Origin of the sequence: Pseudomonas morbosilactucae (assembly GCF_023241715.1) — a bacterium.
In the GTDB taxonomy this organism is placed as follows: Bacteria; Pseudomonadota; Gammaproteobacteria; order Pseudomonadales; family Pseudomonadaceae; genus Aquipseudomonas; species Aquipseudomonas morbosilactucae.
In genome coordinates, this window is the sequence record NZ_JALQCW010000012.1 from 1 (window position 1) to 26,976 (window position 26,976).

Annotated in this window: 20 protein-coding genes and 1 pseudogene; 12 read left to right on the forward strand and 9 right to left on the reverse strand. The window is 64.8% G+C overall.

Annotated elements, in window-relative coordinates; all coding sequences use genetic code 11:
- The 11 genes and pseudogenes from tssK to M1B34_RS06445 form a co-directional block, all read left to right on the forward strand.
- Positions 1-1,012, forward strand: a pseudogene (gene tssK / locus M1B34_RS06395) (type VI secretion system baseplate subunit TssK); the annotation flags it as partial.
- 6 nt (positions 1,013-1,018) lie between these two features.
- Positions 1,019-2,335: a DotU family type VI secretion system protein gene (locus M1B34_RS06400; protein ID WP_123327857.1), complete on the forward strand. Its 1,317-nt coding sequence runs from the start codon at positions 1,019-1,021 to the stop codon at positions 2,333-2,335.
- Complete coding sequence (gene tssM, locus M1B34_RS06405; protein WP_268264696.1) at positions 2,332-5,835, forward strand: type VI secretion system membrane subunit TssM; 3,504 nt, start codon at positions 2,332-2,334, stop codon at positions 5,833-5,835. Before M1B34_RS06400 ends, tssM begins: the two co-directional genes overlap by 4 nt.
- A complete protein-coding gene (tagF, locus tag M1B34_RS06410; RefSeq protein ID WP_123327855.1) occupies positions 5,832-6,485 on the forward strand; it encodes a type VI secretion system-associated protein TagF in 654 nt (217 codons plus the stop codon). The genes tssM and tagF overlap by 4 nt, the downstream gene beginning before the upstream one ends.
- Entirely contained in the window at positions 6,486-7,220 is a 735-nt protein-coding gene (locus M1B34_RS06415; protein ID WP_123327854.1) for a PP2C family protein-serine/threonine phosphatase, read from the forward strand.
- 2 nt (positions 7,221-7,222) lie between these two features.
- Complete coding sequence (locus M1B34_RS06420) at positions 7,223-10,273, forward strand: serine/threonine-protein kinase (RefSeq protein ID WP_268264697.1); 3,051 nt, start codon at positions 7,223-7,225, stop codon at positions 10,271-10,273.
- Positions 10,273-10,989, forward strand: a complete 717-nt coding sequence (locus tag M1B34_RS06425) for an ABC transporter ATP-binding protein (protein ID WP_123327852.1) — start codon at positions 10,273-10,275, stop codon at positions 10,987-10,989. Before M1B34_RS06420 ends, M1B34_RS06425 begins: the two co-directional genes overlap by 1 nt.
- Positions 10,989-12,191 carry an ABC transporter permease gene (locus tag M1B34_RS06430; protein ID WP_268264698.1) on the forward strand — a complete coding sequence of 401 codons (1,203 nt, stop codon included), beginning with the start codon at positions 10,989-10,991 and terminating at the stop codon, positions 12,189-12,191. The genes M1B34_RS06425 and M1B34_RS06430 overlap by 1 nt, the downstream gene beginning before the upstream one ends.
- Positions 12,184-13,893, forward strand: a complete 1,710-nt coding sequence (locus tag M1B34_RS06435) for a formylglycine-generating enzyme family protein (protein ID WP_123327850.1) — start codon at positions 12,184-12,186, stop codon at positions 13,891-13,893. The genes M1B34_RS06430 and M1B34_RS06435 overlap by 8 nt, the downstream gene beginning before the upstream one ends.
- A gap of 82 nt (positions 13,894-13,975) precedes the next feature.
- Positions 13,976-14,911 carry a type VI secretion system-associated lipoprotein TagQ gene (tagQ, locus tag M1B34_RS06440; RefSeq protein WP_268264699.1) on the forward strand — a complete coding sequence of 312 codons (936 nt, stop codon included), beginning with the start codon at positions 13,976-13,978 and terminating at the stop codon, positions 14,909-14,911.
- Positions 14,912-15,050: 139 nt separating this feature from the next.
- Positions 15,051-15,434 carry a helicase gene (locus tag M1B34_RS06445; RefSeq protein WP_268261214.1) on the forward strand — a complete coding sequence of 128 codons (384 nt, stop codon included), beginning with the start codon at positions 15,051-15,053 and terminating at the stop codon, positions 15,432-15,434.
- A gap of 301 nt (positions 15,435-15,735) precedes the next feature.
- Here M1B34_RS06445 and M1B34_RS06450 read toward each other — a convergent pair whose 3' ends face one another.
- From M1B34_RS06450 to exbB, 6 genes are all read right to left on the reverse strand, one after another.
- The gene (locus M1B34_RS06450) at positions 15,736-17,136 is read right to left on the reverse strand and encodes an aminoacyl-tRNA deacylase and HDOD domain-containing protein (protein WP_268264700.1); all 1,401 of its coding nucleotides are present in this window, start codon (positions 17,134-17,136) and stop codon (positions 15,736-15,738) included.
- 78 nt (positions 17,137-17,214) lie between these two features.
- Positions 17,215-19,290 carry an ATP-dependent DNA helicase RecG gene (recG, locus tag M1B34_RS06455; RefSeq protein ID WP_123327846.1) on the reverse strand — a complete coding sequence of 692 codons (2,076 nt, stop codon included), beginning with the start codon at positions 19,288-19,290 and terminating at the stop codon, positions 17,215-17,217.
- 9 nt (positions 19,291-19,299) lie between these two features.
- Entirely contained in the window at positions 19,300-20,220 is a 921-nt protein-coding gene (locus M1B34_RS06460; protein WP_123327845.1) for a hydrogen peroxide-inducible genes activator, read from the reverse strand.
- A gap of 179 nt (positions 20,221-20,399) precedes the next feature.
- Positions 20,400-21,146 (reverse strand): TonB family protein, encoded by a 747-nt coding sequence (locus M1B34_RS06465; protein WP_123327844.1) that lies wholly within the window; start codon positions 21,144-21,146, stop codon positions 20,400-20,402.
- Positions 21,143-21,571 (reverse strand): TonB system transport protein ExbD, encoded by a 429-nt coding sequence (gene exbD, locus M1B34_RS06470; RefSeq protein WP_268263694.1) that lies wholly within the window; start codon positions 21,569-21,571, stop codon positions 21,143-21,145. The genes M1B34_RS06465 and exbD overlap by 4 nt, the downstream gene beginning before the upstream one ends.
- Before the next feature lie 6 nt (positions 21,572-21,577).
- Positions 21,578-22,564 carry a tonB-system energizer ExbB gene (gene exbB, locus M1B34_RS06475; protein WP_268263695.1) on the reverse strand — a complete coding sequence of 329 codons (987 nt, stop codon included), beginning with the start codon at positions 22,562-22,564 and terminating at the stop codon, positions 21,578-21,580.
- A 187-nt stretch (positions 22,565-22,751) separates the two neighbouring features.
- Here exbB and M1B34_RS06480 point away from each other — a divergent pair, with 187 nt between their 5' ends.
- Positions 22,752-23,609 carry an NAD-dependent epimerase/dehydratase family protein gene (locus M1B34_RS06480; protein ID WP_268264701.1) on the forward strand — a complete coding sequence of 286 codons (858 nt, stop codon included), beginning with the start codon at positions 22,752-22,754 and terminating at the stop codon, positions 23,607-23,609.
- Positions 23,610-23,660: 51 nt separating this feature from the next.
- On the opposite strand, the gene M1B34_RS06485 is transcribed toward M1B34_RS06480, so the two are convergent.
- Genes M1B34_RS06485 through spoT form a run of 3 tightly spaced genes read right to left on the reverse strand, consistent with a single transcriptional unit; the run spans position 23,661 to position 26,967 of the window.
- On the reverse strand, positions 23,661-24,401 hold the full coding sequence (locus M1B34_RS06485; RefSeq protein WP_268263696.1) for a hypothetical protein: 741 nt from the start codon (positions 24,399-24,401) through the stop codon (positions 23,661-23,663).
- 55 nt (positions 24,402-24,456) lie between these two features.
- Positions 24,457-24,837, reverse strand: a complete 381-nt coding sequence (locus M1B34_RS06490; protein WP_003176922.1) for a RidA family protein — start codon at positions 24,835-24,837, stop codon at positions 24,457-24,459.
- Positions 24,838-24,861: 24 nt separating this feature from the next.
- Complete coding sequence (gene spoT / locus M1B34_RS06495; RefSeq protein WP_123327839.1) at positions 24,862-26,967, reverse strand: bifunctional GTP diphosphokinase/guanosine-3',5'-bis pyrophosphate 3'-pyrophosphohydrolase; 2,106 nt, start codon at positions 26,965-26,967, stop codon at positions 24,862-24,864.
- Positions 26,968-26,976: the final 9 nt, after the last annotated feature.

Consider the following 26,976-nt stretch of genomic DNA (forward strand, 5'->3'; position numbering starts at 1 on the left):
GTGCCCGGGACACCGTGGATGAAGGCGAAGAGCTGGGCGGGGCGCGTTACCTGAGCCAGGTTCGCGAAGTCCGCGATGACAACGCTCCGTTCGAGAACCGCGCGCCCGTGGCCGTGGGCTCCCGGGCCTTGCGTCTGTTGACCGCCGGCGATGGCTTGAGCGACTACGCCGCCATCGGCCTGGTGCGGGTCAAGGAAAAGCGCGCTGACCGTGCCCTGATCCTCGATGACAGTTACATCCCGCCGGTGCTCGACGTGGCCGCGGCCAAACCCCTGGCGGCGTTCCGCAGCGAGTTGCTGGGCCTGTTGCACCAACGCGGCGAAGCCCTGGCCGGGCGCGTGGTGGCGTCGGGTGCGGGCGGTGCCTCGGAAATTGCCGACTTCATGCTGTTGCAACTGGTCAACCGCGCCCAGCCGCTGATCAGCCACCTGAGCCAGCTCAGCCCATTGCACCCGGAGCGGCTGTACAGCGAGCTGGTGAGCCTGGCCGGTGAGTTCGCGACCTTTTCCAACAGTGCCCGGCGTCCGGCGGAATACCCGCCGTACCTGCACGACGAACTGGCACCGAGCTTTGCCCCGGTGATGCATGCCCTGCGTGAAGCCCTGTCGATGCTGATCGACAGCAAGGCGATCCCGATCCCGATTGTCGAGAAAGCCTACGGCGTGCACGTGGCCATGCTGGCCGACAAGACCCTGATCGACAGCGCCAGCTTCATCCTAGTGGTGCGTGCCGATGTGCCCGGCGAAACCCTGCGCGGGCGCTTCGCCCAGCAAAGCAAGGTGGGTTCGGTGGAGCACATCCGCGACCTGGTCAACCTGCAACTGCCGGGCATTGGCCTGTTGCCGCTGCCGGTGGCGCCACGGCAACTGCCGTACACGCCGGCTCGACGTACTACGAACTGGACCGGGGCAGCGAGCACTGGAAACAGCTGATTCATTCCGGCGGTTTCGCGTTCCATGTCGCGGGTGAATTCCCGGGGTTGAACCTGGCCTTCTGGGCCATCCGAGGATAAGTCGCGATGCATCCCTTCGACGATTCGAACGGTCAGCCCCCGGCCAATGACCGCACCCAATTCATGCCCCGTCCCGGTGGCCGTGCCCCGGAAGCCGGGCGCCCGGCACCTGCCCCGGCGTTGGCGATGCCGGCCGCGCCGCTGTCCACCGGCCAGGCCCAGGGCCTCAACCCCCTGGAGAGCGCCGCCGGGCCGTTGCTGGCGTTGCTGACCCGGCTGCGCAACACCATTGCCCACCCGGCCCCGGCCAGCCTGCGGGCCCAGTTGCTGGGCTACCTGCGCCAGTTCGAAGAGCGTGCCGAGGCCGCGGGCGTGGTGCGCAACGACGTGCTGCTGGCCCGTTACGCGCTGTGCACCGCCCTCGATGAGGCGGTATTGAGTACGCCTTGGGGCAGCACCAGCGACTGGGGCAAGCAGAGCCTGCTGATCACCGTGCACAACGAAGCCTGGGGCGGCGAGAAGGTTTTCCAGCTGCTGGAACACTGCCTGCAAAGCCCACGGGAGCGCCTGTACCTGCTGGAACTGTTGTACCTGTGCATGTGCCTGGGTTTTGAAGGCCGCTACCGGGTGATGAATGACGGTCGCAGCCAGTTGGAAGCCTTGCGTGAACGCACTGCGGCGGCGATTCGCAGCGCCCGCGGCGAACACGAGCGTGAGCTGTCGCCCCATTGGCGCGGCGTCACCGTGGCCCGCGACCGGCTGGCGCAATTCATGCCGCCCTGGATCGCCGTGGCCATCGGCGTCGCGCTGCTTCTGGCGTTGCTGTTCGGCCTGCGCCTGAAGCTGGCGGCGGATGCCGAGCCGGTGTTCAAGAACATCCATGCCCTGGGGGAAATCCCGGTGCAGACCATCGACCGCCAAGTGGCCCAGCCCAAGCTGGTGGAACGTCCGCGCCTGGCGGGTTTCCTGGCCGACGAAATCCGCGCCGGGCGCGTGGCGGTGGAAGATGCCGTCGACCGCTCAGTGGTGACCATCCGTGGCGACGAACTGTTCGCCTCGGCCAGCGCCAGTATTGTCGATGACTACCAGCCGCTGATGCTGCGCATCGCCGACGCCATCCGCAAGGTCAAGGGCGAGGTGCGGGTGACCGGTCACAGCGACAATCGGCCGATCGCCACCTTGCGCTTCCCGTCCAACTGGAAGCTGTCCCAGGCCCGCGCCGAGTCGGTGTTGCAGATCCTGGCCGCGAAGACCGGGCAGCCCGAGCGCTTCAGCGCCGAAGGCCGCAGCGACACCGAGCCGCTGGCATCCAATGCCACCGCCGAAGGGCGGGCGCGTAATCGTCGGGTAGAAATCACCGTATTGGCGGAGGGCGTCGAGTGAAGGCGTTGTTGAGTTTTGTGGTCCGCTGGGTGATCCCCTTGCTGGGCCTGATCGCCCTGAGCCTGATCATCTGGTTCATCGGGCCGCTGCTGGAATTCCTGGTGCCGGAAGGCCGGCGCTGGGCGTTGATCGTCTTCATCTTCGCGGTGTGGATTGCCTACCGGGTGTTTCGCATCATTCAGGCCCGGCGCCATGCGGCCAAGGTCTTGCAAAGCCTGGCCGCCGACACCCCGCCGGACCCGGACAGCGTGGCCACTGCCGAAGAGTTGGCGACCTTGCGCCAGCGTATGGACGAAGCCCTGGCGCTGTTGAAGAAGGCCAAGCTCGGCGGCGACGAACGTCGCAATCTGTATGAGCTGCCGTGGTACGTGATCATCGGCCCGCCGGGCTCGGGCAAGACCACCGCGCTGGTCAACTCCGGGCTGCACTTTCCCCTGGCGGCCCAGTTGGGTGCCGGTGCGGTGCGTGGCGTGGGCGGCACCCGCAACTGTGATTGGTGGTTCACCGACCAGGCAGTGCTGCTCGACACCGCTGGCCGCTACACCACCCAAGACAGTCACGCCACGGTGGACAAGGCGGCCTGGCTGGGCTTTCTCGACCTGCTGAAAAACCAGCGTTCGCGGCGGCCCATCGACGGCGCCTTCGTCGCCATCAGCTTGTCCGACCTGCTGCTGGGCAGCGATGCCGAGCGTGCAGCCCACGCGGCGGCGATCCGCCTGCGCATCCAGGAGCTGTACACCCAGTTGGGGGTGCGGTTTCCGATTTACCTGATGCTCACCAAACTGGACTTGGTGCCGGGCTTCATGGAGTTCTTCGACGCCCTGAGCAAGGAAGAGCGGGCCCAGGTTTGGGGCATGACCTTTGCCCTGGACGACGGCAAGAGCGACGAGAGCCCCCTGGCCCAGTTGCAAAGCGAATTCGCCGGCCTGGAGCAGCGCCTCAATGAGCGGCTGGTGGAGCGCCTGCAACAGGAGCGCGACCCGGTGCGGCGCGACCTGATCTACGGTTTCCCGCAGCAGTTCGCGGCGCTCAAGGAAAGCCTGCAACACTTCCTCGACGGCGTGTTCAAGCCCAATGCCTTTGAAGAGCGGGTGCTGCTGCGCGGCGTCTACTTCACCAGTGGCACCCAGGAAGGCAGCCCGATCGACCGACTGATCGGCGCCATGGCCCAGAGCATGAACCTGGACCGCCAGCACCTGGCGCGCCAGACCGGCACCGGGCGCAGTTACTTCATCGAAAAACTCTTCAGCGCCGTGGCCTTTGCCGAACGCGGGCTGGTGGGCGTCAACCCCAAGGTCGAGCGACGCCGCAAGTGGATCGCCCGTGGCGTGCTGGCGGCCACCGTGGCCGTGGTGCTGGTGGTCGGGACCCTGTGGTTTGTCAGTTACCGGGCCAACCAGGCTTATATCGCCCAGGTGGATCAGCGGGTCGCGCCTTTGGGCGCCACGGTGCAGAACCTCAGCCCGGCCCAGCGCGATGTGCTGGCGGTGCTGCCCCTGCTCAACGCCACTCGTCATCTGGCCGGTGATGCGCCGGGCTGGGCCGAAGGCCTGGGCCTGTACCAGGGCGACATGCTCGAAGCCGAATCCGCCAGCGTCTATCGCAAGCTGCTGGTGGCGGTGTTCGCGCCTCGGCTGATGACCCGCATCGAGGAACAACTGCACGGCGGCGGCAATTCGGACTTCCTCTACGAGGGGCTCAAGGCCTACCTGATGCTGGCGGACAGCGAGCACTATGACCCGGACTTCATCAAGGCCTGGATCACCCTGGACTGGGACCGCACGCTGGCCCGCGACCTGCCGCCCGACCAGCGCCAGGCCCTGGCCGGGCACCTGCAAGCCTTGTTCGAGAAGCACCCGCCCAATGCGCGCCTGGACCAGCAGTTGATCGACGACCTGCGTCGCCAGTTGCAACAGCTGCCTGTGGCGCAGCGGGTGTATGACCGGGTCAAGCGCGCCAAGCTGCCGGCCGGCGTAGCGGATTTCCGCCTCAGCGAGGCCGGCGGTCGCGATGCGGCGCTGGTGTTCACCCGCAAGAGCGGCAAGCCGTTGAGCGAACCCCTGAGCGGCCTGTTCACCGCCAAGGGCTACCGCGAAGGTTTCCTCCTGGCCAGCCTGGACCAGGCCGGCACCCTGGCGGAAGAGCAGTGGGTATTGGGGCGCGATCAGGCGGATCAGCAGAACGTCGCCAGCCTGGCGGCGGATGTGCGCCGCCTGTACTTTCAGGACTACGTGCGCCAGTGGGATGCGCTGTTGGCGGACATCGACTTTGTGCCGATCACCAGCGTGGCCCAGGCGGCGGATGTGCTGCGGATTCTGTCCGGGCCCAGTTCGCCCTTGAAAAAACTCTTGGTGGCGGTGGCCAAGGAAACCGACCTGCAACAGGAAGAGCGCCTGCTCGCGGCCCAGGGCCAGAAGGTTGATGGCGGCGTGGACCAGCTCAAGCAACGCCTGGGTTCCCTGCTGGGTCAGGAGCAGGCGGCCAATCCGTCTGCTGCAGCGCCCACCGACGACCCGGTCAGCGCGCACTTTGCCGACCTCAATAGCCTGGTGAGCAAAGGCGAGGGCGAGCCGGCGGCCATCGATGGCCTGCTGGCCGACATGAATGCCCTGTATGCCCAAGTCAGCGCCATGGTCGGTGCCAGCGGCGATGCCTTGCTGGGTGAAGCCAAGAACCAGGCCAGTGCGGCGGCGGCCCGGGTCAGCCTGACCGCCGAGCGCCAACCGCCGCTGGTCCAGGGGCTGGTCAAGTCGGTGGTCAATTCCACCACCAACACCATGATGGGCGGGGTGCGCAACCAACTGAACGCGGCCTGGATCAGCGAGGTGGTCAACGTCTATCGCCAGTCCCTGAGCGGCCGTTACCCGATGTCGCCGGGCAGTGCCCGGGACGCGACCCTGGATGACTTCGGCCAGTTCTTCGGGGTTGGCGGGGTGATGGACAACTACTTCCGCAAATACCTGCAGCCTTACGTCAACACCTCGACGACCACCTGGAGCTGGCAGCCGGGCGCCGCACAGAAGCTGGGGATCTCGCCGGGGGTGCTGCAAACCTTCCAGCGCGCAGCGAATATCCGCGACGCGTTCTTCCGTTCCGGCGGTACCCAACCCACGGTGCGCTTTGAGCTGAAGCCAGTGGCCATGGACGCCAGCATCACCCAGTTCCTGCTTGATCTGGACGGCCAGCAACTGAGCTACGACCACGGCCCGAGCCGCCCGGTGGCCATGCAATGGCCGAACCCGGGGAGCATCGGTGTGGTGCGCCTGTCGATCATGCCGCCTTCGGCCAGCGGGCGTTCCGGGGTGACCCTGGACGGCCCCTGGGCCTGGTTCCGCTTGCTGGAGCAATCGGACCTGACCGCGGGCAACTCGCCGGACCGTTTCAACCTGCGGCTGCGGGTGGACGGGGCGAGCATTTCCTATGAGCTGCGTGCCAACAGCGCCTTCAACCCGTTCAAGAGCCGGGTGCTCAGCGGCTTCAGCCTGCCGGAGCGGTTATGACCGGCCTGGGCCTGTACGGCAAGTTGGCCAGCCGTGGCGACTTTGTCAGCCGGGGCCTGCCCCAGAGCTTTATCGGCCCTTGGGACAGCTGGTTGGCCGCCGGCTTGCTGGCCAGCCAGACCGCCTTGGGCAGCCAGTGGCTGAATGCGTACCTGGTCAGCCCGTTGTGGCGCTTCGCCCTGGCTGCCGGGGTCTGTGGGCCGCAGGCGGTGGTGGGTGTGGTGATGCCGAGCATCGACCGGGTCGGGCGCTATTTCCCCCTGACCATTGCCGCGCTGCTGGATCAAGACAGCGACCTGGCGTCCCTGGTGAGTGGCCCCGATCACTGGTTTGAACGGGTCGAGGAGTTGCTGTTGGCGACCCTGGACGACACGGCCAGCTTCGAGGCCCTGGAAAGTGGTTTGCAGGCCCTGGGCGCACCCATGCCCAAGCCGCGTGTGCCCGGCAGCCGTTTTGCCGGCTTGCGCCAGTTTGCCGTGAATGATCCCGAGGCCCGTGGCGCGGTGCTCGCCGAGTGGGCGTGCGAGGGATCGAGTTTCTGGTGGGGGCGCGGTTCGCCGCAAATCAGCCCGATGCTCCTGGGTTGCCAGGGGCTGCCACCGGCCAATGATTTCGCTCAGTTTTTGCTCGGACAAGAAGGTGCCGTCTAAATGAGTTCTGCGCCGCAATTGTCCTACCAGTCCGCCAGCTGCAGTCATGTCGGCATGGTGCGGAAAATCAACGAAGACGCCTTCCTCGAAGTCCCGGAATCCGGGCTTTGGGTGGTGGCCGACGGCATGGGTGGGCACGCCGCTGGGGATTACGTCAGCAGCCTGATCGTCGACAGCCTGCGGCAGATTGCCGAGGGTGCGAGCCTGGAAGACTATGTCGCCGCGCTGCGCAACGGCCTGGCCCGGGTGAACGCCGCGGTGCGCGAGGAAACCGCCAATCGTGGCGTGACCATGATGGGCAGCACCGTGGTCCTGCTGGCGGTACGCGGCGACCGTGGGGCGTGCCTGTGGGCCGGTGACAGCCGCCTGTATCGCCTGCGTGACGGCGAGCTGGAAGCCCTGTCCCGGGACCACAGCTACGTCCAGGACTTGCAAGACAGCGGCCTGCTCAGCGAGGCCGAGGCGCGGGTGCACCCACGGGCCAACATCGTCACCCGAGCGGTGGGTGTACAGGACCATCTGGAACTGTCCCAGGTCGACCTGCAGGTGCGGGCCGGCGACAGTTTCCTGCTGTGCAGCGATGGCCTGAACAAGACCGCCGAAGACCGTGAGCTGCGCGATGTGCTGTGCCACAGCGAGCCCAATGACGTGGTGCGCAGCCTGATCCACCTGGGCCTGACCCGGGGCGCCCCGGACAACATCACCGCCATCGTCGTCAAAGCCGCAGGACATTGAGCATGGACATTCTGATTCCCGGCTACGACATCCAGGGCGAAGTGGGCGAGGGCGCCATGGCCACCGTGTACCTGGCGACCCAGCGCTCCCTGGAGCGCAAGGTGGCGCTCAAGGTCATGGCGGCGGCGCTGGCGGCCGACCCGAGTTTCTGCGAGCGCTTCCTGCGCGAGGGCAAGACCCTGGCGCGGCTGTCGCACCCGCACACCGTGACCGTGCATGACATCGGCAATGTCGGTGACCTGTATTACATGGCCATGGAATACCTGCCCAACGGCACCCTGAAAGAGCGCATCGCCGCCGGCCTGACCCCGGAGCAGGGCCTGGCCTACATTCGCCAGATTGCCTCGGCGCTGGGCTACGCCCATGCCCAGGGGCTGGTGCACCGCGATGTGAAACCGGCCAACATTCTGTTCCGCGCCGACGGCACCGCTGTGCTTTCGGACTTCGGCATCGCCAAGTCCCTGGATGACCGCACCCAGTTCACCCAGGCCGGTTTTGCCGTGGGTACCCCGAGCTACATGAGCCCTGAGCAGGCGCGCGGCCAGGACATCGACGGCCGTGCCGACCTCTACGCCTTGGGCGTGGTGCTGTATGAAATCCTCGTCGGTGAATTGCCGTACAACGGCACTGACGCCTTGTCCACGGCCTTGGCCCACCTGACCGAGCCGATGCCGGAACTGCCACTGCACCACGGTCGCTACCAGCACATCCTGCGCAAGCTGCTGGCCAAGGACCCGGCCGAGCGTTACGCGGACGCGGCGGCCTTGTTGCGCGCCCTGGATCAATTGCCGACGGCGACCCCGGACATCGAGGCAACCCTTATCCAGCCCGTGGCCCTGCCGGCGCAGGCGACGCCGCCCGGTAATGAATTGGCCGGTTTGACCCCGGTGTCCATCGAGATTCCCCAGCAGGCCCCGCGTGCTGAAACCCGGCCGCCTGCACCCGAGCCGGTAGCGACTCCGACTCCTGCCCCTGCGCCGTCTCGGCGTGGTTCGACGCCGGTGCTGGCGGGTGTGGCCGTGGCCGTTGCCCTGGCCATCGGTGGTGCCGGTTACTGGTGGCTGGGTGGCGAAAGCCCGGCGCCAGCGGCCAAGGCGTCTTCATCCTCTTCGACGGCCAACGTGCCTGCGGTGGCAGCGCCGCCGGTGAGCCAGCCGGTGGCGGCGGATGTCGATGGCGGCCAGCGGCCGTTGTTGATGGCCGGCAAGAAGACCCTGTTCCAGCGCGTATTGAGTAAGCCCGGGGCGAGCTTTTCCAGCGAGCCGGGGGCGGCACCGGGCCAGGCTGTGCCAGCGTTTTCGGTGCTGTACGTGTACCAGCGCAAGAGCTTCAACGGCAGCGCCTGGCTGCGGGTCGGCGCGGCCAGTGATGGCCGCAGTGCCGGCTGGTTGCCGGCCGAGCAGGTCAGTGACTGGAAGCAGAGCCTGGTGCTCAAGTTCACCGAGCGTTCCGGCCGTGCGCCGGTGATGTTCGTACGCCAGGCCGGCGAGCTGGAGCGCCTGCTGGCGGACCCGGCGGCGGCGAAAAACCTGCTGCTCAATGTGCAGAAAAACCCCCAGGACGACCAGCGTGTGTTGGCCCTGGAGCCGGGGGCCAGCGCGGTGCCTCAGGATCAGTTTTACCTGCTGCCGATTTTCGACTCCAAGGAAAGCTTCGACGAAAACGGCCAGCCGGTGCAGTTGCTGAATGTGGCGTCCATCGACCCGGGCAACAGCCCGCAAAGCATCAGCGACAGCCGTGGCAAAAGCCTGCCGGCGAACAACCCGCAGGCCGCGGGCGATGCCTTCCGCACGGCGGTGGTGCTGGTGGTGGACACCTCGGTGTCGATGCAGCCCTACATCGACCAAGTGCGCGACGTGGTGCATGAGCTGCAAAGCAAGATTGCCGAGCGCGGCGAGCTGGACAGCGTCAGCTTCGGCCTGGTGGGGTTTCGCAACAACACCCAGAAAACCCCGGGCCTGGAGTACGTCACCAAGACCCTGGTGACCCTGGACCAGGGCCGCGACCCGCAGCGTTTCATGGAGCTGGCGCGGCAGGTCAAGGCCACCCATGTGTCCAGCCATTCGTTCAACGAAGACGCGTTCGCCGGGGTGATGCAGGCGGTGGAAGGCATGGACTGGTCCGGCTACGGCGGCCGCCTGATCCTGCTGGTCAGCGACGCCGGTGCCCTGCGCAAGAACGACCCCCTGAGCCGCACCCAGATGAACGAGGCCGAAGTGCGCCAGGCGGCCCTGGGCAAGCAGATCAAGATCTACGCGCTGCACCTGCGTACCGATGCCGGCAAGAACAATCATGGCTACGCCGAAACCCAGTACCGCACCCTGACCGCCGACGCCAACCCGCAGATCGGCGACCTGTACATTCCGGTGCCGGGTGGCGATGTGGCCAAGTTCGGCGAGCGGGTCGGCGAGATCGGCACGGTGTTCGCTGACCTGGTGCATCAGGTGCGTGACAAGCAGGTGCAAGCGGTGCCGGTGCTCAAGCCGGGGCCGAGCCTGGCGGAGAAATCCGCGGCCATCGGCTACGCCATGCACATGGACTTCCTCGGGCGCCAATCCGCCAGCCAGGCGCCACAGCTGGTCAGCGCCTGGGCGGCCGACCGCGACCTGACCAACCCGGCGCTGCCGGCGTTCCAGGTCTGCGTGATGCTCACCAAGCTGCAGCTCAACGACCTGCAGCAATCGCTGAAGCTCATCGTCGACGCGGCGCGCAAGACCCAGACCTCGCCCAAGGATTTCTTCCAGGAAATCGCCAGCGCCAGTGCCTACATGAGCCGCGACCCTTCGGCCTTGCGCAAGGGCGCCAACCTGGCCGACGGCGGCGTGCTGGGCGAGTACCTCGAAGGGCTGCCGTACCGCAGCAAGTCGCTGAACATGACCCAGGACCTGTGGTTGTCCTTGAGCGTGGCCGAGCAGGAAGACTTTATCGACGAGCTGGATTCGAAAATCCGTCTTTACGAAACCTTCCACAACGACCTGGCCAACTGGGTGCGCTTCGGCGACGCCGAGCCGGGTGATGCGCTGTACCGCGTACCTTTGTCGACGCTGCCGTGATGCTCGATCTTCTGGAGGTGAGCAAAACCCGTGGGGCTGGCAGCCAACGCTACAGCCTGGTGATTCCGCGCCTGCAACTGCGGGCCGGCGAGCAGTTGGCGGTGGTTGGGCCCAGTGGCTGCGGCAAGAGCACTCTGCTCGATCTGCTGGCCCTGGTGCAGGCGCCGGATCGGGCCGGGCGCTTTGAATTCGCCCCGGCCCGGCAGGTGATCGACATCGCGGCGATCTGGCGCGCTTCGGGACAGAACCCCTTGGCCGGGCTGCGCAGCCGGCACCTGGGTTATGTGCTGCAAACCGGCGGCCTGCTGGGTTTTATCGACGTGCAGAGCAATATCAACCTCTCGCGCAAGCTCCTGGGCCTGGCCGATAACGGCGAAGCCCGGCGCCTGGCCGAACAGCTGGAAATCGCCGATCAGTTGCACAAGAAACCCGCCGCGTTGTCGGTTGGCCAGCGCCAGCGAGTCAGTTGTGCCCGAGCCCTGGCCCACGGCCCGCAATTGCTCCTGGCCGATGAGCCGACGGCTGCGCTGGACCCAATCAACGCGCAACGCGTCATGCAACTGCTGCTCAAGCAGACCCGCGAGCAGGGCCTGTGCAGCGTCATCGCCACCCACGATGAAGAGTTGGCTCGGGCCAGCGGCTTGCAGGTGCGGCGCATCAGCTGTCGCCGCGATGCCGATGGCGGTGTGACCGCAACCCTCGGGGAGGCTCACTGATGCGTGCGTCCTTGACCGCCGGCCTGGCCTGGCAGGATTACCGCGCCGACGCCTGGCTGTCGGCCTGTTCGGTGTTGGCCCTGGTGGCGGTAATCGCGCCGCTGCTGGTGCTGTTCGGCCTGAAGTTCGGCTTGGTCAGCAGCCTCACCGAGCGCCTGGAAAAAGACCCGGCCGTGCGGGAAATCATCCCCTTGGGCGGCGGCCGTTTCAGTGCCGAGGTGATTGCCCAGTTAGGCCAGCGCAGCGACGTCGCCTTCGCCTTGCCCAGGACCCGGCAGATCGCGGCCACGGCGCAGTTGTCGTTGACCGTGGCCGAGCCCGGCGTGACCGTGGAAATGATCCCCACTGCGGCCCTGGACCCGTTGCTCGGCACTTTGCCGGTGCCCCAGGGTTTGAACGCAGTGCTGCTCAGCCACACCGCTGCCGAGAAACTCGGGGTCAAGGTCGGTGACTGGGTGCACGTCAGTTTCGGCCGGCAAGTGGCCGGGCGCACCGAGGCCCAGCGGACCCTGGTGCAAGTGCAGGGGGTGTTGCCCCTGGAGGCCTTCCAGCGCGATGGCTTGTTCGCACCCCTGGCCCTGCTTGAAGCCGCGGAAGATTACCGCGATGGCCGGGCCGTCGAGGCACTGGGTTGGGACGGCGAGGCCCCGGCGGCGGCCGGGCAGCGGGTGTACCCGTCCTTCCGCCTGTATGCCCGCAGCCTGAATGACGTCGAGCCGCTGCGTCAGGCGTTTGCCGAGCGCGGGCTGCTGGTGTCGACCCAGGCCCAGAATATTGCTCAGGTGCAGTCCTTGAGCCGCAACCTTTCCGTGGTCTTCTGGGTCATAGCCGGGTTGGCGCTGGCCGGGGCCTTTGCGGCGATTTTCGCCGGCGCCCTGGCGGCGGTGGCGCGCAAGCGTCGGGCCCTGTCGGTGCTGCGCCTGCTGGGGTTTTCCACTGGGGCCTTGCTGTTGTTCGTGGTGGTCCAGGCGCTGTACAGCGCCGGCTTTGCTGCCTTGTTGAGTGGCTTGCTGTACGCCTTGGCCGAGTCCGGGCTCAACCATTTGTTTATGCAGGTGCCGGGCGAGTACGCCAGCCATCTGTTGCCGGTGCACTACGCCCTGGCCTTGTTTGCGGCGCTGGGCGTCAGCACCCTGGCGGCAGCGCTGGGCGGTTGGCGGGTGTCGCGCATTGAAGCCAGTGAAGGAATTCGCGATGTATAAGTGTTTGACCGCCGTCCTGGCCCTGACCCTGGCGAGCGCTGTCTGGGCCGACGACGACAACAAGCTGGACAACCCCAAGCCGTTGGCCGATGACGTCAGCCTGCCGTTGCCGTGCGAAGGCGAGATGGTGTTCCGCTACGTCTACGTGCTGGCCCAGGGCACCCTCGACGACCGTGAAGTCAACCTCGGTTACCCCTTCAGCGAGGGCGAGTCGGGTTATCAGCAGTCGTTTATTTCCGGGTATCGCCGTGACTACATCAACGGCCAGTTCACCCTCAAGGATCTGCCGCCGATCTGGAGCAAGGCCATCGGCCCCGGCTTGCCCAAAGCCGGCGCGGGCGTGCCGCTCAAGCCGATGCTGTATTTCATCGGCAAGTACGAAGTCACCGCCCGCCAATACGCCCAGGTCATGGCCCAGGCGCAGTCCCTGGCCAGTGGTGAGCCGGCTCCGGCCTGCGAAGCGCCGGAAGGCCTGCAAGGGCGCTTGCCCAAGGTCAAGCTGTCGCGCTTCGAGGCCGAACGTTTTGCTGCGGTGTACAGCGCCTGGCTGATGAAAAACCACCGCGACCTGCTGCCGGTCAGCGGCCGTGGCACCTCGGCGGAAGACGGCGGCCTGGGTTTTGTGCGCCTGCCCACCGAAGTCGAGTGGGAATACGCCGCCCGGGGTGGCCAGGCCGTGAGTCGCCAGGACCTGGAGGGCCGCTTGTTCCCCCGGCGCCTGGAGGGCAGTGAAAGCGACGGCCCGCTGGCCGACTGGGCGGTGTTCAACCAAGTGGCCGGCGGCACCGGCCAGGCTGCACGCTTGATGCCCATCGGCACCAAGTTGCCCAACCCCATCGGCATGTTCGACGTGATCGGCAATGCTGCGGAGATGGTCCAGGAGTCGTTCCAGCTGGTGCATTCCGGACGGCGCCAAGGCACCTACGGCGGCTTTGTGGTCAAGGGTGGCAACTACCTGGAAGGCGAGGGCACGCTGTTCACCGGCATGCGCCGCGAGTACCCGCTGTTCGCCGCCGACGGCACCGAGCAGAGCAATGAAACCACCGGTTTCCGTGTCGCCGTGGGTGCCCTGGCTGCGCCCCGTTCGCGCTACAAGGAGTTGTTCGCCCAGTGGCAGAAAGAAGGCCGCCTGGCGTCCCTGACCGATGCCATTGACGATGCCCAGGACCCGACTAAGCGCCTGGACAGCATCATCGCTGCCAGTGTCGACCCGCGGCTGCAGGCCGAGCTGGGGCTGGTCAACGAAGAGCTCAAGCGCAACGTCTCGCTGATCGCCCAGCAACGCGAAGAAGCCGCCGGCAACCTGATTCAGTCGTCGGCTCTGGTGGCCGAGACCATCAATAACTACAACATCCGCCTGACCAACCTGAAGAAAAGCCAGCAGCAAGCCATTGATGCCAAGGATGAACCCAGCGCCAAGCTGTTCGCCGAAGCCATCAACAACGGCCGCAGTGCGCTGGACGGGGCGGTGGCGATCTACATCGACAACCTGGCCACCGGTACCCGCTACACCGATGCGGTGATCCAGGCGCAGTTTCAACGGATCAAGGAGGAACTCAACCGCAAGCCAGTGCTCGGCAAGAGCCTGGTCACGCGGGCCACGATATTCGTTCGCCATGTCGGGAACTATCGCCAGCAACGGCGAGCCGATCCGGCGACGATTTTGAAGGAACTGCTCGCATCGTCCGCTCAGAAGTCATGAGGGGCGCGCTTGCGCGAGCTTGGAGGGTCTCGGGCGGCATGGCGCCGCACCGAGCTGGTCAAACTAAAACGAGATGACGCACATGCTTTTTTCCCGTAAGCCTTTTGCTTCAACGTCCAAACGTCACCTGCTGTTGGTTGCCGCCGGGTTCAGTACCGTGCTGACCGGTTGTGCCACCTCTCCGGTGTCCAAGGTCGCGTCGACCACCAAGGTCGAGTACTACCCGAGCTGCTACGAGCCGGTGCAACACCTGCGTGACACCGATTCCAACATGACCACCTCGGTGGTGACCGGTGCAGCCCTGGGCGCGGCCGGCGGTGCCCTGCTGGGTGCCTTTACCGGTGACTCCGACAAGCGCGGCCGTAACGCCGCCATCGGTGCCGCGGGTGGCGCCCTGGCCGGTGGTGCCGCCGGTTACTACACCGAGCGCCAGAAGCAGATCGCCGATGACAACCAGCGCATCGCTTCCTACGCCACCGACGTCAACAAGAGCGTGGCCGACATCGACCGCAGTACCGCTTATGCCAAAGCTTCCCAGGCGTGCTACCAGCGTGCGTTCGACAGCCTGATCAGTTCGCGCAAGGCCAACAGCATCAACGACACCGAAGGCCGCAAGCGCCTGGCGGAAATCGTCTCCGGCCTGAAAGAGTCCAACGACCTGATCACCGCCGTGAACGGTCGTGCCAGCGAAGACCTGAGCAAGTACAACCAGGCTTACGAGCAGGATCTGCAACAAGTGGGCGTGCAGCGCACTGACGTGGTCACCGTGGCCACCGCCGACACCACGCCGGTCACTGCCACCGGTAGCGGCAAGAAGAAGCAGGTCAAGCCACCGAAGAAACAAGTACTGCCGACCGTTCCTAAAGAAGCAGTGAGCACCGAGAAATCGATGCAGCAGGCCAAGACCAAGCAGGACGAGAGCAAGCAGGTTGCAGCGACCGGCCAGACTCAGGTCAACAGCATGTGCAAGAGCCCGGACCTGGGTGACTGGGCCCCGGTGCCTTGCCCTAACGTCTGAGGCAGCGATTGTCGGACAATAGGTTGCGATAAGTACTGAACGCCAGCCGATCTCCTGAGGTTTCAGGAGATCGCTGGCGCTCATCGAGTTACAGGTTAAACTGCGCCCGCCATCCAATAATTCCACTGAGGCGCTGCGCATGAAATTCCGTTTTCTTCTCTGGATGCTGGGCCTGTTGATGGGCAAAGCCAGCCGCAACAATCCCGCCTTCCAGCAGCAATTGGGTGACAAGGAGCTGGTGTTCCAGCTGCAGACCCTCGACGGCAAGATTGCCCGTCACTTCCTGGTCAAAGACCAGCGCATCACCAGCCGCTCGGGTGTCTACCCGGAGCCGGCCTTCGCCATCGCCTTCAAAGACGCCGCCTACGGCTTCGCCACCTTGCAGGCGAAGAACAAGCAGTTGGCGTTCATGACGGGGATTCAGGACAAGTCGATCCAGATCAAGGGCAACCCGGCCCTGGTCATCTGGTTCCAGGGCCTGACCAAATACTTGAAACCCAAAAAGGCCAAGCCCAAGGCCTAAAGCGTTTGCCGCTGTTTTAGGCGCCGGCTTACCGGCGATGACGATCTTGCGGGTGCTATCGCTGGCGAGCCAGCTCCTACAGGGTCGGTGTTGGGCGTTGTGTGCGGGTGATTGCCGCTGTTGCAGGAGCCGGCTTGCCGGCGATGGCGATTTTGCGGGCGCTATCGCAGGCGAGCCAGCTCCTACAGGGTCGGTGTTGGGCGTTGTATGCGGGTGATTGCCGCTGTTGTAGGAGCCGGCTTGCCGGCGATGGCGATTTTGTGGGCGCTATCGCTGGCGAGCCAGCTCCTACATTGGGGGGTTAGGCTTGGCTGAACTGGGAGGCCAGTTCGCGTAGCAGGACTTCGGCTTCCAGCACTTTGCTGACTACGTCTTCGGCCTTGTCCCGGGTCAGGCCCAGGCGCTCAAGCATGGCGTCGGGGATCTGTTCGTCCGGGCCCGAGCCGATGCCACGGCTGCGCAGCAGGCGCACGGCCAGGCACACCAGGTTCGGGTACTCGGCGTAGGCGCCGTCGTAGCTGGGGTCATGCTGGAAACGCAGGGCCGTGGACAGCTCGTCCGGCATGTCCCAGTAGCGCATCAGCCAGGCACCGATCTGTTCCCGGCTGATGCCCAGCAGGTGCTGTTCCACGTAGCTGTGGCACAGGTGCGGGTTGACCTCCAGGTGGCGGCAGATCAGCGAGAAGTGCGGCGGGAACACGTGGGCCAGCAGCAGGTAGCCGAAGTTGTGCAGCAGGCCGGCCAGGTAGGTCAGGCCCGACTCTGGGCGCTGGGCCCGGGGCATGGCACGGGTCAGGCCCTCGATCACCGCGGCGGTGTAGATCGATTGCTGCCAGTACGGCGTGGCTTGCTGTGGCTGGTCTTTGGGCAGGCTCAGGGTCTTGCCCAGCGCCAGGCCCAGGGCCAGGTTGATCACCAGGTCAAAGCCCAGCACACGGACGATGGCGTCTTCCACCGAGCGGATCTTGCCGGGTGACGCGTAGTAGGGCGATGCTGCCCAGCTCACCACCTGGGCAGCCAGGGCCGGGTCGGTTTCCACCACGCCGGTGATGTCGTCGATGGTGGCGTTAGGGTCGACCCGCAGCTTGATGATCTTCTGCGCCGTTTCGGCCAGGGGTGGAATCTCGATGGTGGCTTCCAGGCGCTGCTGGATGCGCCGCGCGGTGAAGGCCTGCATGGCCTGGGAGATTTCCTCGCGGTCATCGTCCGGGCGGTCGAGGTTGGGGCGGATGGTCGCCAGGGGCTCGCCGAAATTCGCCGCGCTGGCCTTGCTCAGCATGCTCTTGAAGTCGTCGCGGGTGATTTCCAGGAGCAGGCCAGGCTCGCCGGAATTGATCAGCAGGCTGGGTTCACGCAGCAGGCTTTCTTCATACAGGCACGGCGAGCTGGTCAGTGCAGGCAAACCCGGCAGCAGGCTCAGGCTGTGCTTGCCGAGCATGCGCTCCAGGCGTTCGGTGGACACCGCAGTGAGGCGCCGGCCCGTGAGTTCGGCCAGGCGGTTGAGGTCCAGCAACTGGCTTTGCGGGAACAGCACCATGAGGGCACCCACGGCATCGTCCAGCAGCACGGCCTGGACCTTGCGCTCGGCAGGCAGTCCGGGGCGATCAGCGACTTCGATGTAACTGATGGCCAGCTGGCCGAGCAGCAACCGGATAACAGACGGAGCGTGCGGGGTTGCAGTGGCGAGGGCAACTTCTGTCATGGCCTGTATCCGTTTTTCTACAAGGTGAAGAGTATAACCAGCTTGGTTAGGTCGATGGTCCATTAACTGAGACGCGGTTCACACTTGGCCGTACTGCTGGCCGTGGCGCAACCAGCGCTCCAGCAATGGGCTGACGTGATGGGGCCAGCGTTCGATCAAGGCCTGGGCGGCGTCACGCACTGCGGGCAGCAGGTCGGCGTCGCGCATCAGGTCGGCGACCTTGAATTGCAGCAGGCCGGTCTGGCGGGTGCCGAGCATTTCCCCGGGGCCGCGCAGTTCCAGGTCCTTTTCGGCGATGACGAAGCCGTCGTTGGTTTCGCGCATGATGCCCAGGCGTTGCCGGCCGATCTGCGACAGCGGCGGGTGGTACAGCAGCACGCAGTGGCTGGCGGCGCTGCCGCGACCGACCCGGCCACGCAGCTGGTGCAATTGGGCCAGGCCCAGGCGCTCGGGGTTCTCGATGATCATCAGGCTGGCATTGGGCACATCGACACCGACCTCGATCACCGTGGTGGCCACCAGCAGTTGCAGGTTGCCGGCCTTGAATTCGGCCATCACCGCGGCTTTTTCCACCGGCTTCATGCGCCCGTGAATCAGCCCGACCCGCAGCTCGCCGAGGGCGCTGGTGAGGTCTTCGAAGGTGGTCTCCGCCGCCTGGCAGGTAAGTTCTTCGGATTCTTCGATCAGGGTGCAGACCCAATAGGCTTGTCGGCCTTCGGCGCAGGCGGCCCGCACCCGCTCGATCACTTCGACGCGGCGACTGTCGGTCACCAGTACGGTGTTCACCGGGGTACGGCCGGGGGGCAGTTCGTCGAGCACCGAGGTGTCCAGGTCGGCGTAGGCGCTCATGGCCAGGGTCCGAGGAATCGGCGTGGCGGTCATGATCAACTGGTGCGGGCACATGCGTCCGCCCACGCCTTTCTGGCGCAGGGCCAGGCGCTGCTGCACGCCGAAGCGGTGCTGTTCGTCGATGATCACCAGGGCCAGGTTCTTGAAGCGCACCTCGTCCTGGAACAAGGCATGGGTGCCCACCACCATCGGCGTGCCGCCGGCGATCTGTTCCAGGGCGGCGGTGCGGTTCTTGCCCTTGAGCTTGCCCGCCAGCCAGGCGACCTCCAGGCCCAGGGGTTCGAGCCAGCGCTTGAAGGTGATGAAGTGCTGCTCGGCGAGGATCTCGGTGGGCGCCATCAGAGCCACCTGGTAACCCGCTTCCAGGGCTTGCAGGGCGGCCAGGGCGGCGACCACGGTCTTGCCCGCGCCGACGTCGCCCTGGATCAGGCGCAGCATGGGCTCGGGCTGGCTGAGGTCGTAGGCGATTTCGTTGCCGACCCGCTGCTGGGCGCCAGTGGGCGGAAAGCCCAGGTTGCTCAGGTAGTGGCCCGGGAGTTTTTTCGCCACCGGCAGCGCTGGGGCACGCAGGGAGCGCAGGCTCTCGCGCAGGCGTTGCTGGGACAGTTGATGGGTCAGCAATTCTTCGAAGGCCAGGCGATGCTGGGCCCAGTGGTGACCCAGGGCCAGTTCGTCGACATCGGCGTCGGCGGGCGGGTGATGCAGGTAGCGGATCGCATCGTCCAGGGGCGCCAGTTGATAGTCCCGGGCCAGTTCTTCCGGCAGCCAGTCGGGCAGGCTGCTGGGGCCGAGCAGGGCCAGGCTCTGCTGGCACAACTGGCGCAGGCGCTGTTGGGTCAGGCCTTCGGTCAGTGGGTAGATGGGGGTCAGGGTCTGGTCCACCGGCGGCGGTTCATCACCACTGATGGCGCGGTATTCCGGGTGGTAGATCTCCAGCCCCGAGGCGCCCGGCCGGGCTTCGCCGTAGCAGCGCACGCGGGTGCCGCGCTTCAGGCCGTCTTTCTGGGCATTGCTGAAATGGTAGAAGCGCAGGCTCAAGCCACCGGTGCCGTCCTGCAGGCGCACCAGCAGGCTGCGGCGCTTGCCCATGACCACGTCGGCGCCGCTGACGGTGCCTTCGATCACCGCATCCTGGCCCGGGCGCAAGGCGCCGATGGGCACCACCCGGGTGCGGTCCTGGTAGCGCAGGGGCAGATGGAACAGCACGTCTTGCAGGTTTTCCAGGCCGACCTTGGCCAGCTTCTCGGCCATGGCTTCGCCGACGCCCTTGAGTGCCGTGACCGGCACGTTCGACAGCTCAGTCATTGCGTCGGCTTAACTGGCGGCGGGCGGCTTGGCCACCGAGCACAGGCGGATCGAGTCGGCGAGGATTTCGATGGCTTTGGGCCGTGGGAAGCTGGCGCGCCAGGCGATCGCCACGGTGCGGAACGGCACCGGCGGCGTCAGGGGGCGCACTTCAATCACGCCCGGGGCGTAGTGATGGCTGTCCACCGCCGACAGCGGCAGGATCGAGATGCCCAGGCCGGAGGCGACCATGTGGCGGATGGTTTCCAGGGAACTGGATTCCACCGTGGTGTGCTTGGCGCCGTCGTTGCCTTTGGTCAGGGTCGGGCAGGCTTCCAGGACCTGGTCACGGAAGCAGTGGCCTTCGCCCAACAGCAGCAGGCTCTTGTCGTTGAGCAGGCTGGCGTCGATGGTTTCCTTCTTGGTCCAGGCGTGGCCGCTGGGCATCAGGACGTAGAAGGGCTCGTCGTACAGCTGCAGGGTCAGCACGTCGGCTTCATTGAAGGGCAGGGCGATGATGATCGCGTCCAGCTCGCCGTTGCGCAGCTTGTCTCGCAGGATGTGGGTGAAGTTTTCTTCGATGTACAACGGCATCTGCGGGGCGACCCGGTGCAGTTGTGGGATCAGGTGCGGAAACAGGTAAGGGCCGACGGTGTAGATCGCGCCGACTTTCAGCGGTGCGGTCAGCTGGTTCTTGCCGGCTTGGGCCAGTTCGCGAATGCCTTGGGCCTGTTCCAGGACCTTTTGCGCCTGGGCGACGATGCCTTCGCCCACCGGCGTCAGACGCACCGCGCTCTTGCTGCGTTCGAAAATCAGCACACCGAGTTCGTCTTCAAGCTTTTTCACGCCTACCGACAGGGTCGGCTGGCTGACGTGGCAACGCTCGGCCGCATGACCGAAGTGCTGCTCTTGGGCGAGGGTAACGATGTAGCGCAATTCTGTAAGAGTCATAGCGGGCGTCCATGGGATTGCGGGCCAAGCATACCGGCTGCAACCGATAGACGCACGTTATCAGAGTGAGTGCGCACTGTGACACTGGGCAATCCGTGGTTGTCGGGCCCAGATACACAAAAGGCACCTGTAGGGTGCCTTGGTGTTTGCTTCTTTGTACACGCGTGCGCAGGCCTGACTCAGCGGCGACGTTTCTCCAGGGAGTAAACGAAGGGCGCGACGATCTCGATCGAGCCGTTGTTGAGCATGTCGGCCGGCGGCTTGGGCAGCGGCTGGGCGCGGCGGATCATTTCCAGGGTGGCCCGGTCCAGGTCGGCGTTGCCGGAGCGGCCCACCAACTCGTAGGACAGCACCTTGCCTTCGGCATCGACCACGAAGCGCAGACGGTTCAAGCCCTCCTTGCCACGGGACTGGGCGCCTGGCGGGTATTTCTTGTACTTGGCCAGGTGGGCCAGCAGGGTGCCTTGCCAGCTTTCCTTGGCGGCAATCTGCGACGGCGAAGGGCCCGGTGCCGGAGCGGCAGACTTGGTGGCCGGCGCTACGGTGGGGGCGTCGCTGGGCGGATCCTCAGTCGGCTTTTCCTTCGGCGGCTCGAGTTTTTTCTCCAGCGGCTTGGGGGGTTGCGGCTTGGGTTTGGGCTTGACCGGCTTGGGCACGGAAATCGTTGGTTTCGGTGCTTCAGCGAGTTTCGGCAGCGGCAGTTCTTCAACCGGAGCAGGAGGCTGCGGTGGCGTTACGACCTTGGGCGGCGCGGGCGGAGGCGGGGCCGGAATCGGCGCCAACTCGACCATCATCGCTTGCGGAGGCAGCTCCACCGGCTGCGGGCGCGACCAATTGAGGGCAAGCAGAATCGCCACTCCATGGACGCCCAGCACCACCGCCAGGCTACCGCTGTAACGCGTCAGCTTTTGGCGCGTCGTGATCATTTCTTGGCTGCCGTCTCGAGTCCGACCAGGCCGACTTTCAGGTATCCGGCGGCCCGCAGGGCATCCATCACACTCATCAGGTCGCCGTAATCCACGCCTTTATCAGCCTGGAAGAAGATCGTCGTGTCCTTCTTGCCTTGAGTCCGGGCGTCGAGGGTGGCACCGAGGGCTTCGGCCTTCACTTCGTCTTCGCCGAGGAACAGGCGCTGGTCGGCCTTGACGCTGAGGAACACCGGTTTTTCCGGGCGTGGTGCCGGTTTGGCGGTGGAAGCAGGCAGGTCAACCTTGATGTCCACGGTCGCCAGGGGCGCCGCAACCATGAAGATGATCAGCAGTACCAACATCACGTCGATAAACGGCGTGACGTTGATTTCGTGGTTCTCGGCGAGGTCGTCGGCCGCGCCTTCTTTTAAATGCAGGCCCATGGCTAATTACCCCACTTTCACCATGTGCGGTTGTGCGGAACGCTCGCCCGGCGCGTGATCCAGATCACGGCTGACCAGCAGCAGGACTTCAGCCGAGGCGTCGGACACCTGGGCCTTGTAACCGGTGATGGAGCGGGCGAAGACGTTGTAGATCACCACCGCAGGGATCGCAGCGACCAGACCCAAAGCGGTAGCCAGCAGGGCTTCGGCGATGCCGGGGGCCACGACAGCAAGGTTGGTGGTCTGGGTTTTGGCGATGCCGATAAAGCTGTTCATGATGCCCCACACGGTACCGAACAGGCCGACGAACGGCGCGGTGGAACCGATGGTGGCGAGTACGCCGGTGCCGCTGCTCATGTTGCGGCCGCAGGCGGCTACCAGGCGCTCAAGGCGGAAGCTGACGCGTTCCTTGATGCCTTCTTTCTCGCGGCTGTTGACCGAGAGGCGCATTTCTTCCAGGGCATCGTGGACCAGCAGGTTGGCCAGGGTGCCTTCTTTGGTGGCGCTGGCGCTGGCTTCCTTGAGGGTAGTGGCTTGTTTCAAGGCCAGGATTTCTTTGCGCAGGCGACGTTTGGCGCCCATCAGCTCCAGGCCTTTGGCGATCCAGATGGTCCAGGTAATGATCGAAGCGATGGCCAGGCCAATCATCACCAGTTTCACGATGATATCGGCGTTCTGGTACATGCCCCACGGCGACAGGTCGTGGGCCATGCCCAGGGTGTTGTCGGCTTCGAGGACTTCATTGGTGTCGTCAGCGACATCGCCTTCGGCCAGCACAGGGTCGGTGGCCTGTGCAGCGGCAGCCGGCGCTGTATGATCGGCGGGTGCCGGCGCGGCAGCAGCGGCGGCTGGCGGAGTGGCAGGTGCCTGGGCGTCGGCAAGGGCTGCCGTGGGTGCCAGCAACAGGCTGCACAACAGCGCGGCAACTGCGCTCATGGCGCGCATCGGGCTTGGGCGTTTGCTTGGCGAGGCGGAGAGTTGATTGCTTGTCATGCTGGCCGGACCTAAGAGGGAAAGAGGTAGATGTCCTTCTAGGCCTCGTGGGGCCGAGAACAAATGGGTGCGTATTATTGCAATTAATTCTTGTTAACAAAAGTAATAGAGTATCTTTTTTTCTTTCACTTCCAGCCGTTCGTCCATTGTCGCGGCGGGTGCCACCTTTTATGAACGGAGTTTTTTGATGGCCGTCCCTTCTGTTTTGATCGCGGGCTGTGGTGATGTCGGCAGCCGGCTGGCGACTCAATTGCTCAGCCTGAACTGGCGTGTGCATGGCCTGCGTCGGAACATCGCACGCCTGCCGGAAGGTGTGATCGGGGTGGCTGGCGATCTGTTCAGCGAGCAATGCCCGCCGACTTGGCCGTCCAATGAGCTGGATTACCTGGTGTATTGCGCGGCCGCCACCGATCACGATGAGGCGGGTTATCGAGCGGCTTATATCGAGGGCTTGCAGCATGTGCTTGGTTGGCTCAAGCAGCACGGGCAGCGGCCGCGACGCTTATTGTTTGTGTCCAGCAGCAGCGTGTATGGGCAAAAGAACGGTGAGTGGGTGGACGAAACGTCGCCCACCGAAGCGAGTGGGTATTCGGGACGGCTGATGCTGGAGGCGGAGCAGGTGGCCCTCGATAGCGGCATTCCGGCCAGCCGGGTGCGCTTGACCGGAATTTACGGGCCTGGTCGTGAATGGCTGCTGACTCAAGTGCGCCGGGGTTATCGGGTGGCCGTGGAGCCGCCGCTGTATGGCAACCGCATTCATGCCGACGATGCGGCGGGGTTGCTGGCCTTTCTGCTACAGGCGGACCTGCGGGGCGAGGCGTTGGATGACTGTTATATCGGTGTCGATGACGCGCCGGCGCCCTTGGCGGACGTGGTGGGCTGGCTGCGGGAATACCTCGGCGTGACCGAGTGGTCGGAGGACGCCAGTGTGCGTCGTGCCGGCAGCAAGCGCTGCACCAACGCGCGCGCCAGGGCGCTGGGCTGGGTGCCTCGGTACCTGAGTTATCGCGAGGGTTATGCGGCGATTCTCGAAGGCAAGTGCTGAGCCAGCCGTTAAGCCGCTAAAGAAAAAGGAGCCTGGGGCTCCTTTTTTGCGTCACTGTTTTTGCAGGAGCCATTGCCGTGGGCCGGGGGTCAGCGAGGGCACTTCATCCGCCTGGGCCGTGTTGATGGCCTGGTAGATCTCCAGTTGCTGGTCCTTGCGGACAAAGATCCACGGGTTGCCCTGGCCGTTCTGCTGCAGCCAGACATTGTCATTGCCGCCGCTCATGGACGCGCAATCACCTGCCAGGCACAGGGCAAAGCGATCTGCACCTGGCAGCCCTTGGACCGCACCATCGGCCTGGAACTGCACGGTGCCGCCTTCGCCGGGGCCGCTGAGGATTTTCCAGCTACCGCCCAGGTAGGCCGAGTACAGGGCCCGTTCGAAGTTGGCGCCCAGTGGAGCGCCTTCCGGAGCCGGGTCCTTGGGGCGGTCGAAGACCTGTTCCGGTTCGTTGTCGTTGGCCACTTGCAGCAATTGCTTGCCGTCACGCTTCAAGTCGGTGCCGGCACTGCCGTAGAAATCGACTTTCCAGGTGCCGGATGCATCGCCCAGCAGCTTGCCTTCGGCGATCTCGAAACCGTTGGTATAGCGCGCTTGGCCGGCCTTGGTGTTGACTTCCCATTCCAGGTTCGGGCCGTAGGCCTGAAGGGCTTCACGCAAAGGGCCGCCTTTGGAGGCTGCATCGATCGCCACCTGGTTGATCCAGGTGCCGCTGACGTCCGTCTTGGCAGGGTCGCTGGCACAGCCGCCGAGAAGCAGGGCGAGCAATGAAAGAGCTAGCGCTTTGCGCATGGGGAAATCCTTTCAGAACGAAGTCGGCGCAACCTGGGAGGTTGCGCCGGATGTGTTACTCGATGACCAGGATGGCGTCCATCTCAACCTGTGCGCCCTTTGGCAGGGCAGCCACGCCGATGGCGGCGCGGGCAGGGTAGGGCTGTTCGAAGTACTTGCCCATGATCTCGTTGACCTTGGCGAAGTGGCTCAGGTCGGTGAGGAAGATGTTCAGCTTGACGATGTCCTTGAACGAACCGCCGGCGGCTTCAGCTACGGATTTCAGGTTCTCGAATACTTGGACGGTCTGGGCTTCGAAGCCCTCTACCAGTTCCATGGTTTTTGGATCGAGGGGGATCTGGCCCGACATGTAGACGGTGTTGCCGGCCTTGATCGCCTGGGAATAGGTGCCGATGGCGGCAGGTGCCTTGTCGCTGGTGATAACGGTCTTGGTCATGAATGACTCCTTGTAATGAGCGGGCTACGCGCGCATGCGGGTGATGCGGATAACCCCGATCAGGGCGCGCAGTTTCTTGATCACGCGGGCCAGGTGCACGCGGTCGTGCACGCTGACCACCAGTTGGACCACGCTGATACGACCATCGCGTTCGTCCATGCTGATTTTCTCGATGTTGCCGTCGGCGGCATTGACGCTACTGGCCAGCAAGGCGATCAGGCCGCGCTGGTGTTCCAGTTCGACGCGCAGTTCGACGTTGAATTCGCCGGTGACATCCTTGGCCCAGGACAGCTGGATGCATTTTTCCGGGTTGTGGCGGATTTCGCTGATATTGCGGCAGTTGTCCAGGTGCACGACCATCCCTTTGCCTGCGGACAGGTGGCCGACAATCGGATCGCCAGGAATGGGCGTGCAGCACTTGGCGTAGCTGAGGACCAGGCCTTCGGTGCCGCGAATCGCCAGCGGGCCTTCCGGACTTGGCAATTGTTCGCCTTCGCCCAGCAGGCGGCGGGCGACCACATAGGCCATACGGTTGCCCAGGCCGATGTCTTCCAGCAGGTCTTCGATCAGTTCCAGGCGGTACTCGTGGAGCATGGCTTGGATGCGCTCGGCCGGAATCTTTTCCAGGGCGCTGTCGAAGCCGTTGAGTACCTTGTTCAGCAGGCGTTCGCCGAGGCTGATGGACTCGGAGCGACGTTGCAGTTTCAGGGCGTGACGAATGTGGGTGCGGGCCTTGCCGGTGACCACGAAGTTGAGCCAGGCCGGGTTCGGGCGGGCGCCCGGGGCACTGACGATCTCCACCGTGGAGCCGCTTTGCAGTGGTTCGGACAGCGGCGCCAGGCGCCGGTTGATGCGGCAGGCGATGCAGCTGTTGCCAACGTCGGTGTGCACCGCGTAGGCGAAGTCGACCGCCGTGGAGCCTTTGGGCAGCTCCATGATCCGGCCTTTGGGCGTGAACACGTAGACCTCGTCCGGGAACAGGTCGATCTTCACGCTTTCGATGAATTCCAGGGAGTTGCCGGCCCGCTGCTGCATTTCCAGCACGCCTTTGACCCATTGGCGAGCCCGGGCGTGGGTGCCTTTGGGCTGCTCATCGCCGCTGGACTTGTACAGCCAATGGGCGGCGATGCCGTTGTTGGCCATCTCTTCCATTTCCCGGGTGCGGATCTGAATCTCGATCGGCACACCGTGCATGCCAAACAGCGTGGTATGCAGGGATTGGTAGCCGTTGGCCTTGGGAATGGCGATGTAGTCCTTGAAGCGTCCGGGCAGTGGTTTGTACAAATTATGTACAGCGCCGAGCACGCGGTAGCAGGTGTCTACTTTGTCGACGATGATGCGGAATGCGTAGACATCCATGATCTCGTTGAAGGCGCGACGTTTGCCGCGCATCTTCTTGTAGATGCCGTACAGGTGTTTCTGGCGCCCGCTGACTTCGCCCTGGATTTCATCAATCGCCAGGCAGTGGCTCAGGGACTCTTCGATTTTGTTGACGATTTCCTTGCGGTTGCCCCGGGCGCGTTTGACTGCCTGGTAGATCCGCGCGGAACGCATCGGGTGCATGGCCTTGAAGCCCAGGTCCTCGAACTCGATGCGAATGGCGTGCATGCCCAGGCGATTGGCGATGGGCGCGTAGATTTCCAGGGTTTCCTTGGCGATGCGTCGGCGTTTTTCGCCTGACAGCACTTCCAGGGTCCGCATGTTGTGCAGGCGGTCAGCCAGTTTGACCAGGATCACGCGAATGTCGCGAGCCATGGCCATGGCCATTTTCTGGAAGTTCTCAGCCTGGGCTTCGGCCTTGGTCTCGAAGTTCATCTGGGTCAGTTTGCTGACCCCATCGACCAGTTCGGCCACGGTTTCGCCGAACTGCGCGCAAAGCGCCTCTTTGGCAATACCGGTGTCTTCGATCACGTCATGCAACATGGCCGCCATCAGGCTCTGATGGTCCATGTGCATATCGGCAAGAATATTTGCGACCGCTAATGGGTGCGTGACGTACGCCTCGCCGCTGCGGCGGCGTTGGCCGTCGTGGGCTTGTTCGGCGTAGAAATACGCTCGGCGGACCAGGTTGACCTGGTCCGTGCCGAGATAGGTCGATAAGCGATCGGCGAGGGCGTCTATGCTCGGCATGCTGACTCC

What these genes read in the sequence shown, in the direction of transcription:
- M1B34_RS06400 (WP_123327857.1), top strand. Translation starts at nt 1,019, where the DNA reads ATGCATCCCTTCGACGATTCGAACGGTCAGCCCCCGGCCAATGACCGC.
- tagF (WP_123327855.1), top strand. Translation starts at nt 5,832, where the DNA reads ATGACCGGCCTGGGCCTGTACGGCAAGTTGGCCAGCCGTGGCGACTTT.
- M1B34_RS06415 (WP_123327854.1), top strand. Translation starts at nt 6,486, where the DNA reads ATGAGTTCTGCGCCGCAATTGTCCTACCAGTCCGCCAGCTGCAGTCAT.
- M1B34_RS06420 (WP_268264697.1), top strand. Translation starts at nt 7,223, where the DNA reads ATGGACATTCTGATTCCCGGCTACGACATCCAGGGCGAAGTGGGCGAG.
- M1B34_RS06425 (WP_123327852.1), top strand. Translation starts at nt 10,273, where the DNA reads ATGCTCGATCTTCTGGAGGTGAGCAAAACCCGTGGGGCTGGCAGCCAA.
- M1B34_RS06430 (WP_268264698.1), top strand. Translation starts at nt 10,989, where the DNA reads ATGCGTGCGTCCTTGACCGCCGGCCTGGCCTGGCAGGATTACCGCGCC.
- M1B34_RS06435 (WP_123327850.1), top strand. Translation starts at nt 12,184, where the DNA reads ATGTATAAGTGTTTGACCGCCGTCCTGGCCCTGACCCTGGCGAGCGCT.
- tagQ (WP_268264699.1), top strand. Translation starts at nt 13,976, where the DNA reads ATGCTTTTTTCCCGTAAGCCTTTTGCTTCAACGTCCAAACGTCACCTG.
- M1B34_RS06445 (WP_268261214.1), top strand. Translation starts at nt 15,051, where the DNA reads ATGAAATTCCGTTTTCTTCTCTGGATGCTGGGCCTGTTGATGGGCAAA.
- M1B34_RS06450 (WP_268264700.1), bottom strand. Translation starts at nt 17,136, where the DNA reads ATGACAGAAGTTGCCCTCGCCACTGCAACCCCGCACGCTCCGTCTGTT.
- recG (WP_123327846.1), bottom strand. Translation starts at nt 19,290, where the DNA reads ATGACTGAGCTGTCGAACGTGCCGGTCACGGCACTCAAGGGCGTCGGC.
- M1B34_RS06460 (WP_123327845.1), bottom strand. Translation starts at nt 20,220, where the DNA reads ATGACTCTTACAGAATTGCGCTACATCGTTACCCTCGCCCAAGAGCAG.
- M1B34_RS06465 (WP_123327844.1), bottom strand. Translation starts at nt 21,146, where the DNA reads ATGATCACGACGCGCCAAAAGCTGACGCGTTACAGCGGTAGCCTGGCG.
- exbD (WP_268263694.1), bottom strand. Translation starts at nt 21,571, where the DNA reads ATGGGCCTGCATTTAAAAGAAGGCGCGGCCGACGACCTCGCCGAGAAC.
- exbB (WP_268263695.1), bottom strand. Translation starts at nt 22,564, where the DNA reads ATGACAAGCAATCAACTCTCCGCCTCGCCAAGCAAACGCCCAAGCCCG.
- M1B34_RS06480 (WP_268264701.1), top strand. Translation starts at nt 22,752, where the DNA reads ATGGCCGTCCCTTCTGTTTTGATCGCGGGCTGTGGTGATGTCGGCAGC.
- M1B34_RS06485 (WP_268263696.1), bottom strand. Translation starts at nt 24,401, where the DNA reads ATGCGCAAAGCGCTAGCTCTTTCATTGCTCGCCCTGCTTCTCGGCGGC.
- M1B34_RS06490 (WP_003176922.1), bottom strand. Translation starts at nt 24,837, where the DNA reads ATGACCAAGACCGTTATCACCAGCGACAAGGCACCTGCCGCCATCGGC.
- spoT (WP_123327839.1), bottom strand. Translation starts at nt 26,967, where the DNA reads ATGCCGAGCATAGACGCCCTCGCCGATCGCTTATCGACCTATCTCGGC.